5 protein-coding genes are annotated in these 6,304 nt (G+C 73.1%); 4 read left to right on the plus strand and 1 reads right to left on the minus strand.

Annotation, left to right across the window (positions count from 1 at the left end):
- The 4 genes from ACFXMF_RS46110 to ACFXMF_RS46125 form a co-directional block, all read left to right on the plus strand.
- Positions 1 to 985: hydantoinase/oxoprolinase family protein (locus ACFXMF_RS46110; RefSeq protein ID WP_380021253.1), on the plus strand; the 985-nt coding region annotated here is incomplete at its 5' end.
- Complete coding sequence (locus tag ACFXMF_RS46115) at positions 982 to 2,568, plus strand: hydantoinase B/oxoprolinase family protein (protein WP_360319831.1); 1,587 nt, start codon at positions 982 to 984, stop codon at positions 2,566 to 2,568. The genes ACFXMF_RS46110 and ACFXMF_RS46115, both read left to right, overlap by 4 nt.
- Positions 2,569 to 3,050: 482 nt before the next feature.
- Complete coding sequence (locus ACFXMF_RS46120; RefSeq protein WP_379992730.1) at positions 3,051 to 4,580, plus strand: class I adenylate-forming enzyme family protein; 1,530 nt, start codon at positions 3,051 to 3,053, stop codon at positions 4,578 to 4,580.
- On the plus strand, positions 4,577 to 5,236 hold the full coding sequence (locus tag ACFXMF_RS46125) for an RraA family protein (protein WP_379992729.1): 660 nt from the start codon (positions 4,577 to 4,579) through the stop codon (positions 5,234 to 5,236). The genes ACFXMF_RS46120 and ACFXMF_RS46125 overlap by 4 nt, the downstream gene beginning before the upstream one ends.
- A gap of 38 nt (positions 5,237 to 5,274) precedes the next feature.
- Here ACFXMF_RS46125 and ACFXMF_RS46130 read toward each other — a convergent pair whose 3' ends face one another.
- Complete coding sequence (locus tag ACFXMF_RS46130) at positions 5,275 to 6,114, minus strand: alpha/beta hydrolase (RefSeq protein WP_360319837.1); 840 nt, start codon at positions 6,112 to 6,114, stop codon at positions 5,275 to 5,277.
- Positions 6,115 to 6,304: the final 190 nt, after the last annotated feature.

A 6,304-nucleotide genomic window follows, 5' to 3' on the forward strand; every position in this document is an offset into this window, starting at 1 on the left:
GGACCTGGTGCTCGGCCTGCTCGACCCGCAGTACTTCCTCGGCGGCGAGATGCCGCTCGATCTGCCCGCCGCCCGGGCCGCGTTCGCCCCGCTGGCCGAACGGCTGGGCGCCGGCTCCGACGCGGACCACGTCGCGGTGGGCGTGTACGAGGTGATCAACCAGAACATGGCCGCGTCCGCCCGGATGCACGCCGTCGAGCGCGGCATCGACCTGCGCGGCGTCGCGCTGATCGCCTTCGGCGGCGCCGGACCGGTGCACGCGTGCGGGGTGGCCACGCTGTTGGAGGCGCCCCGGGTGATCTTCCCGGTCAACGCGAGCGTGTTGTCCGCGTTCGGCACGCTGGTCAGCCCGGTGCGCATCGACCTGGCCCGGAGCATGGTGCGCACGCTCGACGAGAGTGTGTCCGCCGACCGGGACACGCTGCTCGCGGACATGCGGCAGGAGGCGCGCCGGGTGCTCGCCGCCGCCGGCGCGCAGGCGGACGAGGTGAGCTTCCGGTACGGCCTGGACGCCCGTTACGAGGGTCAGGGCAACGAGATCACGCTGTGGGTCGGCGAGGGCGACGCGTGGCCCACCTCGCTCGCCGACACCATCGAGCAGTTCCACACCGAGTACCAGAAGATCTACGGCCTGCGCATCCCCGACGTCGGCGTCGAGGTGGTCACCTGGCGAGTCGCCGCGTGGTCGGACGCACCCGGCTTCGAGGTGCCCACGGTGCCGGTCGGCACCGGGAGCCCGACGCCCGACCGTCATCGCGCGGCCCGCTTCCGGCTCGGCGCCCCCGCCGTCGAGGTGCCGGTGTACCGCCGGGCCGAGCTCGGCGCCGGACACCGCTTCGTGGGGCCGGCCCTGGTCGAGGAGCGCGAGACCACGTCGGTCATCCCGGACGGCTGGTCCTGCGAAGTCGCCCCGGACGGCTCGATCATCGCCACCGCCACCACCGCCGTCGCCACCCCCGCCGGCACCGAGGAGGGATCCGCGTGACCCGCACCTTCGACGCGATCGAGTTGGAAGTCCTGTGGGGCTCTCTCGTCGCCACCGTCAACGAGCAGGCCAAGGCCCTCCAGCGGGCCGCGTTCAGCCCGATCGTGCGCGAGGCGGGCGACCTGGCGAACGCGCTGTTCGACCGGCGCGGTCGGATGGTCGCCCAGGCCGTCACCGGCACTCCGGGCCACATCAACTCGCTGGCCATCGCGTGTCGCAACATCCTGGACCGGCATCCGGTCGACTCGTTGGCCCCCGGCGACGTGCTGGTCACCAACGACCCGTACCAGACCGCGGGCCAACTCCTGGACGTGACCGTCCTGGTGCCGGTCTGGCGCGGCGGGCGGGTGATCGCGTTCTTCGGATCCACCATCCATCACACCGACGTCGGCGGCTACGGCATCGGCGCGGGCGCCCGGGACGTGTTCGAGGAGGGTCTGTGGATCCCGATCAGCAAGCTCATGGTCGGCGGCGAACGCAACGAGCCGGTCTGGGACTTCGTGCTGGCCAACGTCCGGCAACCCACCCACATGGCCGGTGACCTGCACGCCCAGATGGCCTCCGGCGAGGTGGGCGCGGCCCGGCTGAAGACACTGTTGGACGCGTACGCGCTGGACGACATCGAGGACCTGGGCGACGAGGTGATCCGCCGCTCCGAGGAGGCCACCCGTCGGGCCATCCGGGAACTGCCGGGCGGCACCTACGAGTCGGCGTCGATCCTCGACCTCGCGGACGGCTCGGAGATCACCATCAAGGTCGCGGTGACCATCGACCCCGAGGCGGGCGAGATCCTGGTGGACTACGCCGGTTCGTCCGGGGCGAGCCCGTTCGGGATCAACGTGGTCAAGAACTACACGCACGCGTACACCACGTTCACGCTGCGCAGCCTGCTCAATCCGGACGTGCCCAACAACGCGGGTTCGCTCGCGCCGATCCGGGTCGAGGCGCCGCTGGGCAGCATCGTCAACGCGGTGTCCCCGTCGCCGTGCACGGCGCGGCACGTGGTCGGCATGTTCCTGCCGATGCCGCTGCTGAACGCGATGTCGCAGGCGCTGCCGGAGGCGGTGATGGCCGAGGGCTCGGCGGCGGTGTGGACCATGCAGGTGAGCGGGCACGACGCGGAGGGCAAGCCGTTCATCACCGCGATGTTCACCTACGCGGGCGGCGTCGGCGCACGGGCGAGCAAGCCGGGTCTGTCCACCACGTCCTATCCGACCGGCGTTTCCGCCGTGCCGCTGGAGGTGGTCGAGGCGTCCGCGCCGATCCGCTTCCTGCGCAAGGAACTTCGGCGCGGCTCGGGTGGCGCGGGGGCGCAGGAGGGCGGGATGGGCCAGACCATCGAGTTCACCGTCGACTCGCCCTCGCCATGGGTCCTCAACGCGGTGGCCAGCCGACTCGCGCGCGGCCCACGCGGCATCTTCGGCGGCGGCGAGGGCGCCACCGGACGCTTCCTGGTCAACGGCGAACCGGTCCGCACCCAGGCCCGAATCACCCTCCAACCGGGCGACGTGGTCCGCCTGGAACTCCCGGGCGGCGGCGGCTACGGAACACCGCCGCAAGAGGCCGTCGCGGCACACGGGTGACCTGACGACGGGTGGCGGGTGGTCGGTGGGTGCGTTCGGCGGGTCCGCCGAATCGCGGGGGGCCACCGGGTCCCGCGGGTCGGCGGACCCAACGGCTCGCGGGGCCGCGGTCGCGTGTGGACCGCCGGGTCCGCCGGCTCTCGGGTCCACCGGCGCCGAGGACCGCGCACGAGGGCGCTCGCGCCGGTGGACCGGGCGAATCCCGGGGCCACCGGGTGTCGAGGGCCGCGCACGAGGGCACTGACGCCGATGGGCCCGGCGGCCCGGCAACCCGGGCGCGGGACTCTGCTCGGTTGTGGGACCGCGGGGCTGCTTGGTTGTCGATCGACCCGCGCGGGAAGCCATCGGCCCCGGGGGCGCCGTCCCGCGTGCGCTCGACCGCGTGGGAAGCGGTCCGTTGTCGGTTGTCCCGGGACCGTTGGTCGTGTTCGGCTCGTTGTGCGTTTCCGTCCGCTCCCTCGTTGATGTACCTGGAGGTCGACATGACGTCCGTACCGCCCACCTTCGCGGCGCGCTGGTCCGACACGGTCGCCGCCCACCCGTACGCGCCGTTCCTGATCTGGGAGGCGCCCGACGGGAGCGTGACCCGCTGGACCTACGCCGAGTTCGACGACCTGGTCGCCCGCGTGGCCGGCGGGCTGCTCGCGCGCGGCATCGGCGCCGGCGACCGGGTCGGCATCGCGCTGCGCAACTGCCCGGCGTACGTCGCGCTGTGGCTCGCGGCGGCCCGCCTCGGCGCGGCGATGGTGTGCTCCGATCCCTCCGCGCGAACCCCCGAGCTGGCCGCGCACCTGCGCCGGACCCGTGCGCGAATCGGCTTCTGCGCGCCCGAACGGGCCGCCGACTACCGAGCCGCGGCGCACGAGACCGGCACCACCGTGGTCGAGATCGCGGAGGACGACACCGATCTGGCGATCCTGCTCGGTCGACCCACGACCGCCGGTGCCGAGCCACCCGGTCCCGCCGACCTGGCCGGGTTGATGTTCACGTCCGGCACCACGGCCGAGCCGAAGTGCGTAATGGTCACCCAGGCCAACTACGCCTTCGCCGGCGCCGTGATGGCTGCCGCCGCCGAACTCACCCTCGAAGACCGGCAGTTCGTGGTGTTGCCGATGTTCCATGCGAACGCGCAGTACTACTCGTTCGCCGCCGCGATCACCGTCGGCGCGAGCGTCGTGCTGCTGCCCGCGTTCTCCGCGAGCCGGTTCGTGGCACAGGCCGCCCGGCACGAGGTCACCCACGCAAGCCTGTTCGCCGCGCCGATCCGGATGATCCTGGCCCGCACCCGCAGTCGGGACGCGCCGTCGGGGCTGCGGGTGCGGCACTGCTGGTACGCGCAGAACGTCACCGACGACCAGTACGAGCGCTTCGCGGCCCTGCTCGGCGGTTGTCGGCCCCGCCAGTTGTACGGCATGACCGAGACCATCCCGGCCGTCCTGAGCAATCCCGCCGGCACGCCGGTACCGGGATCGATGGGCCGGCCGACGCCCGGCTGTGTCGTGGCCGTGCACGATCCGGCGACCGGCGAGCCGACCGCGGACGGCGAGATCGTGGTCGGCGGCGAACCCGGGGTGAGCCTGTTCGCGGGCTACCTCGACGACCCGGCCGCGACCGCCGCCGCCTATCGGGACGGCTGGTTCGTCACCGGCGACCGCGCCCGGGTGGACCCGGGCGGCCACTTCCACTTCGCCGGGCGGCGCGGCGACGTGCTCAAGGTCGCCGGCGAGAACGTCTCGGTGGTGGAGATCGAGGCGGTACTGGCCGAGCATCCGGCGGTGTTGGAGGCCGCGGTGGTGGGCACGCCGGACGACGTGCGCGACGAAGTACCGGTCGCGTTCGTGGTGGCCGTGCCCGAGGCCGGCCCGACCGCGCTCGACGACCTCGCCGACTGGTGCGCGGATCGGCTCGCCAAATCCAAGCGGCCGGTGCGCTTCGAGCGGGTGGACGAGTTGCCGCGCACCTCCGTCGGCAAGATCCGCAAGTTCCTGCTGACCGAGAGGACCGCTCCGTGACCGACCTCGCCCCGTCGTCGCTGCCCGCCACCGCCGCACTCGCCGATCTGCTGCAACTCCGGGGCCGCACCGGCTGGTTGACCCCGCCGCTCCGACCGTTTCGTCGGGGCGAGGGGGCGGTGCTGGGGGTGGCCCGGACGGTCCGGATCGTGGCCGGCCGGAGCGCGCCCGGCCTCAAGCCGCTGCACGCGCTGCTCGCGGAGGACCTGACCGACCGGGTCGTGGTGATCGCGGGGGCGGACGCGGCGCCCGGTGCGGTGTGGGGCGAGATCCTGACCGCCGCCGCGCTGGGCCGGGGGGCGGTCGGCGCGCTGGTCGAGGGCAGTGTCCGGGACGTGTCGGCGGTGGCCCGGCTGGGCCTGCGGTTGTGGGCGCTGGCCGAGGCCACGGCGGGTCCGGGGGGCGCCGTCCGGGTCGCCGAGATCGGCGGCCCGATCGAGATCGCCGGCACCCCGGTGGCAGACGGCGACCCGATCCTGCTGGACGACGGCGGCGCGGTCGCCCTGCCGGCCGCCGACGCGACCACACTGCTCGCCGACGCGCTCACCTACCACCGAGCCGAGGAGGAGGTCCTGGCCGCCCTCACCACCGGCCTCCACCTCCCCCACGCCTACACCCCCAAGGCCGAGGCGATCACGCGCCTGCGCCGCCACTGACCGTCCCGGCGTCGTCCCGAGTCGTGCGGACGGTGGGGTCAGGGGCGGGTGTTGTCGGTCAGGAAGGTCTGGATGGTGGCGGCCACCCGGTCCGGGAAGTGGGCGTGGGCGTAGTGGCCGGCGCCCTCGATGGTTTCCAGGTGGCCCAGGCCCGGAGGCATCGTCGTGACGATGGCGGTGCCTTCGGCGGCGGCGTCGGGCCAGTCCGGGTCGAGGGTGCCCTCGATCACCAGCGCGGGGCAGCGGATGTCGCCGAGGACGGCGCCGGCGTCGGTGGGGGCGGACATGCCCATCTTGGCGACCACGGCCATCCGGCCCGGTCGGCTCAGCTCGGTGTCCAGGGCGGCGACGTGTGCGGCGAAGCCGGCGGGCTTGGTCCCCGGGTAGGCGTGCGCGAGGTAGCGCTTCCAGACGCCGACGCTGCGCAGCAGGCCGGTGCCCATCAGCAGGAGCATGCCCTTGCGGTAGCGGGCGTTCGACAACATCGCCTTGGCGTCGACCTTCTGGGCCCGGGTGAACGGGCTGATCTCCACGATCGCGTCGACCAGCTCCGGTGCGCGGGCGGCGGCGATGGTGGCCGAGCCGCCCGAGAAGGAGTGGCCGACGAGCACGGCCGGACCGCCCAGGTGCCGAATCAGGGCGAGCAGGTCCTCGGCGGTGTCGGTGCGGGTGTACGAGGACCATCCGACGGTGGATTCGCCGTGGCCGCGCAGGTCCGCACAGGCGACCCGATACCCCGCCGCCACGAGTCGCTCGGCGACGCCGCGATAGGACGATCTGTTGTCGCCCATGCCGTGCGAGAGCACGATCAATCGTCCCTGCCCACTCACGTCGTAGGCGAGTCGGCCGCCGTCGATCTCCAGAAACTCCGTAGTCATGATCTCTCCCCCATGTGCTGATGCCGTCGATCCCTACGATCACGTAGCTAACACCGTTAGCCGAATCATGTCAAGCATCGCCGCCGCCGGACGCTCCGGACCGACGGAGGTTCACCCGTACGCCCGCCACAGGGCACCGGCCGCACCCTGCCCACGCATGCAAAAACCCCGTCGTGGGGGCCCCGCCCGC

It is taken from the genome of Embleya sp. NPDC059213 (assembly GCF_042754445.1).
Lineage (GTDB): Bacteria > Actinomycetota > Actinomycetes > Streptomycetales > Streptomycetaceae > Embleya.